Below are 4,155 nucleotides of genomic sequence, written 5' to 3' on the forward strand. Positions count from 1 at the left end.
CGGTGCCGGAGGTCGTGCACGCTGAGCTTGGTGGTGTCCACCACGACGTCCGCCCGGCCTCGGATCCCCTCGAGGACCTTCCGCTCCCGCTGGATCCCGTCGATCAGGCCGTCGCCGGACTGCAGGGGGTGGGACCGGCGCACGTTGTTGAACCGCGCGACCAGCGCCTCGTTCGAGGCGTCCAGGAAGAGGACCTTCGCTTGCGGCCGACCGTCGAACCGTTGCAGGAGCCCGCCGATGTGCTCGTCGAAACCCAGGCTGCGGACGTCCGCGACCACGGCCAGGCGCTTCGGCCCGTCCTCCGCGCCCTGCATGTGGTCGATCAGGTCGGCCACGAACTCCAGGGGCAGGTTGTCCACGACGTACCAGCCGAACTCCTCGAGCACCTTGGACGCGGTGCCCTTGCCGGCCCCCGACATCCCGCTGATGAGGAGGAGTTCACGTCCCTCGTCGTTCCCGTCCATCGTGCCACCTCACGTCGTCGTACCGCCCTCGTCGGGCGACCCCTGCGAGTCTTCCACGTCGGCCGCCGGAACGTCCGGCCCCGGCTCCTCCGAACCGAGCGCGGTGCGGATCGCCTCGGCCACCCCGGGGCCGATCCCCGGGACGAGGCACAGCTCCGCCGGACCGGCCGCACGCAGCGCGGACACGGTGGGGAACCGCTCCTGCAGGGCGGCCCGCCGGGCGGGCCCGAGCCCGGGCACGTCGTCGAGGACGGACGTGGTCATGCGCCGGGACCTGGCTCCCCGGTGGGCGCGGATCGCGAAGCGGTGGGCCTCGTCGCGGAGGCGCTGCAGGAGGAACAACCCCTCCCCCTGCCGGGGGAAGATCACCGGGTACTCCTCCCCCGGCAGCCAGATCTCCTCGAGCCTCTTCGCGATCCCGATGACCGGGACGTCGGTCACGCCGAGTTCGGCGAGGACCTCGGCGGCGGCCTCGACCTGGGGTCGGCCGCCGTCCACCACGAAGAGCTGCGGCGGGTAGGCGAACCGACGCGACGGCGTGGCCGATGCGGGTCCGCCCCCCTCGGGCGCCCCCTCGTCGTCGACGGGTCCGTCCGCGTCGTCCGGCGTGACCGTCGGCTCCTCGCGGTGACGGCGGAACCGGCGCCGGGTGACCTCCGCGATGCTCGCCACGTCGTCCGAATGCCCGTCGCCGGCGGCCTCCCGGATCCGGTACAGGCGGTAGTCGCTCTTGCGGGCGATGCCGTCCTCGAACACCACCAGCGACGCCATGACGTCGGTGCCCTGGGTGTGGGAGATGTCCACGCACTCGATCCGCAGGGGCGCCGAGTCCAGCTCGAGGGTCTCCTGGATCTCCTGCAGCGCGGCCGAGCGGGCGGTGAGGTCGCCGCTGCGGCGGAGCTTGTGCTGGGTCAGCGCCTCCACGGCGTTGCGGTGGACGGTCTCCGCGAGCGACCGCTTGTCCCCGCGCTGCGGAACCCGCAGCGAGACCCGGGACCCCCTGAGGGCGGACAGCCAGTCCGCGAGCTCGGCGGAGTCCTCCGGGAGGGCCGGTACCAGCACCTCGCGGGGTACGGCGGCGGCGATGTCGGCGGCCGAGTCGGAGGCCCCCGCCAGGTCGGCCTCGCCCCCGTAGAACTGGGCGAGGTAGTCGGAGACCACGCCCGGCACCGCGGCGTCGGGGTCGAAGTGGCCGTCCGCCCCGACCCCGTGGGTGTGCTCGACCACCCAGCCGCGCTGGCCGCGGATCCGGCCCCCACGGACGTGGAACACCTGCACGGACACCTCGAGCTCGTCCGCCGCGACCCCCACGACGTCCGCGTCGGTCCCGTCGCCCAGGACCACGGCCTGCTTCTCCATGGCGCGCCGCATGGCGCCGAGGTCGTCCCGCAGGCGCGCCGCGCGCTCGAAGTCCAGGCCCTCCGACGCCTCCAGCATCCGCTTCTCGATCCGGCGCATGATGACGTCCGTCCGCCCGGACAGGAAGTCGCACAGCTCGTCGACGATGGCGCGGTGCTCGTCCGCCGTCACCCGCCCGATGCAGGGGGCCGCGCACTTGTCGATGTATCCGAGCAGGCAGGGCCTGCCGAGTTGGGCCTGCCGCCTGAACACCCCGGCCGTGCAGGACCGCACCGGGAACACCCGCTGCAGGGTGTCGAGCGTGTCGCGTATCGCCCAGGCGTGCGAGTAGGGGCCGAAGTAGCGGGTACCCGCGCGGCGCGGGCCGCGGTAGACAAAGGCCCGGGGGAACTCCTCCCCGACCGTCACGGCGAGCAGCGGGTACGTCTTGTCGTCGCGGTACCGGACGTTGAAGCGCGGGTCGTACTTCTTGATCCACGTGTACTCCAGCTGGAGCGCCTCGACCTCCGTGGACACCACCGTCCACTGGACCCCGGCCGCCGCGGTGACCATCCTCCTGGTCCGCGGGTGCAGGAGCGTGAGGTCGGCGAAGTACGACCCGATCCGGCTCCGCAGGTTCTTGGCCTTGCCCACGTAGATGACGCGGCCGTGCTCGTCACGGAAGCGGTAGACCCCCGGCTCCGTGGGGACGGAGCCGGGGGCCGGCCGGTAGGTGCGCGGATCGGCCACGGGGGTCAGCGGTCGGCGACGGTCTCGGGATCGGCCGCCGAGGGCTTGTACCGGCGGACGGTCTCGCGGAGGCCGCTCATGGCGTCCACCCCGTCCTGCCCGTCGACCGACTGGATGGCCCAGATGCCCACGTGCTCGTAGCCGGGCAGCTCGAGGCGCGGCCATTTACTGGAGCGCGGGAACGTGAGTCCCACGATGTCCTCCCAGCCCCACACCCGCGACCGCAGCGGTCCGCGGATCTCGACGCCCTGCTCGCCCGCCCGCACCCTGATGCGCAGCAGCGTGAGGAGGACGCCGGCGAAGATCAACCCCACCACCACAAAGGCGAGCTGATCGGCCACCCCGACCGTCACGCCCGTGTCACCGCGGACCAGGACGAACGCCCACGCCACGTGGACCAGCACGATCACCACGGCGAGGGCGATGACCGTCACGCGGAGGCGCCGGGGCCGGTGGTCGAAGTCCCAGGAGTCGGTCATCGGCCCGACCTCAGGGCGCGGAGCGCGAGGGCGGCGCCGAGCGCCGCGGCGACCGCCTCCCCGCCCTTGTCCTCGGCGGCGCCGTCGTGTCCGTCGCGGTCCCGGGCCTGGTCCTCGTCCTCGGTGGTCAGGACGCCGTGCGCGACGGGCGTCGACTCGTCGAGCGCGATCCTCGTGAGACCGTCGGTCACCGACCGGCACACGTAGTCGAAGTGCGGGGTCGAGCCCCTGATCACCACCCCCAGCGCCACCACGGCGTCGTGGGTGCGGGCGAGCTCCTGGGCCACCACGGGGAGCTCGACGGCCCCGGTGACGCGGGTGAGCGTGACCGGCACGCCGGCGGCCTCCGCCACCGCGAGGGCCCGGTCGAGCAGTTGCGTGCAGATCTCGTCGTGCCAGGTGGACGCCACGACGCCCAGCCGCAACCCGCGGGCGTCGGGGATCACCAGTTCCGGCCTACCGCTGCCGCTCATCGCCGATCCTCTCCGTCGGTCCCGGGACCGAACTCCTCGTCCAGCCCCTCCAGCAGGTGCCCCATCCGGTCCCGCTTGGTGCGCAGGTACCGCAGGTTCTCGGGGGTCACGGCGGTCGGCATGGGCACCCGCTCGACCACCTCGACGCCCCCGACCCCGAGGGCGTCGGCCTTGGCGGGGTTGTTGGTCATGAGCCGGACCCGGGTCACCCCGAGGTCCCGCAACATCTGCGCCGCGAGGCTGAAGTCGCGGGCGTCGGCGGGCAGCCCGAGGTCCAGGTTCGCGTCCACCGTGTCGCGGCCGTCGTCCTGGAGCTGGTAGGCGCGGAGCTTCTGCACCAGGCCGATGCCCCGGCCCTCGTGTCCACGCATGTAGAGGACCACGCCCCGACCCTCCTCGCAGACGGCCGCCACCGCGGCGTCCAGCTGGGGGCCGCAGTCGCAGCGCAGGGAGTGGAAGACGTCGCCGGTGAGGCACTCCGAGTGGATGCGGACCGAGACGGGCGCGTCGCCGGAGACGTCGCCGGCGACCATGGCCACGTGCTCGACCCCCTGGAGGACGTCGCGGTACCCGTGGGCGGTCATGGTGCCGGCGGGGGTGGGGATCCGCGCGGCGGCCTCGTGGATGACCTGGACCTCGTTGGCGCGCCGC

General features: G+C 73.2%; 5 protein-coding genes. All 5 read right to left on the reverse strand.

Annotated elements, in window-relative coordinates:
* A partial coding sequence (locus B4M60_RS08760) for an RNase adapter RapZ (RefSeq protein ID WP_291082376.1) occupies positions 1 to 464 on the reverse strand: 464 nt, incomplete at its 3' end.
* 9 nt (positions 465 to 473) lie between these two features.
* Positions 474 to 2,552: an excinuclease ABC subunit UvrC gene (uvrC, locus tag B4M60_RS08765; RefSeq protein ID WP_291082380.1), complete on the reverse strand. Its 2,079-nt coding sequence runs from the start codon at positions 2,550 to 2,552 to the stop codon at positions 474 to 476.
* 5 nt (positions 2,553 to 2,557) lie between these two features.
* Positions 2,558 to 3,031, reverse strand: coding sequence for a PH domain-containing protein (locus B4M60_RS08770; protein ID WP_291082383.1), 474 nt, complete (start codon positions 3,029 to 3,031; stop codon positions 2,558 to 2,560).
* Positions 3,028 to 3,504, reverse strand: a complete 477-nt coding sequence (gene ribH / locus B4M60_RS08775) for a 6,7-dimethyl-8-ribityllumazine synthase (RefSeq protein ID WP_291082386.1) — start codon at positions 3,502 to 3,504, stop codon at positions 3,028 to 3,030. Before ribH ends, B4M60_RS08770 begins: the two co-directional genes overlap by 4 nt.
* On the reverse strand, positions 3,501 to 4,155 hold a 655-nt coding region (gene ribA / locus B4M60_RS08780; protein WP_291082389.1), incomplete at its 5' end, for a GTP cyclohydrolase II. The genes ribA and ribH, both read right to left, overlap by 4 nt.

This window comes from Dietzia sp. UBA5065 (assembly GCA_002415925.1).
Lineage (GTDB): Bacteria > Actinomycetota > Actinomycetes > Mycobacteriales > Mycobacteriaceae > Dietzia.

Bases quoted from the DNA above. Each gene is read 5' to 3' on its own strand.
- B4M60_RS08770 (WP_291082383.1), bottom strand. From the start codon at position 3,031: ATGACCGACTCCTGGGACTTCGACCACCGGCCCCGGCGCCTCCGCGTG.
- ribH (WP_291082386.1), bottom strand. From the start codon at position 3,504: ATGAGCGGCAGCGGTAGGCCGGAACTGGTGATCCCCGACGCCCGCGGG.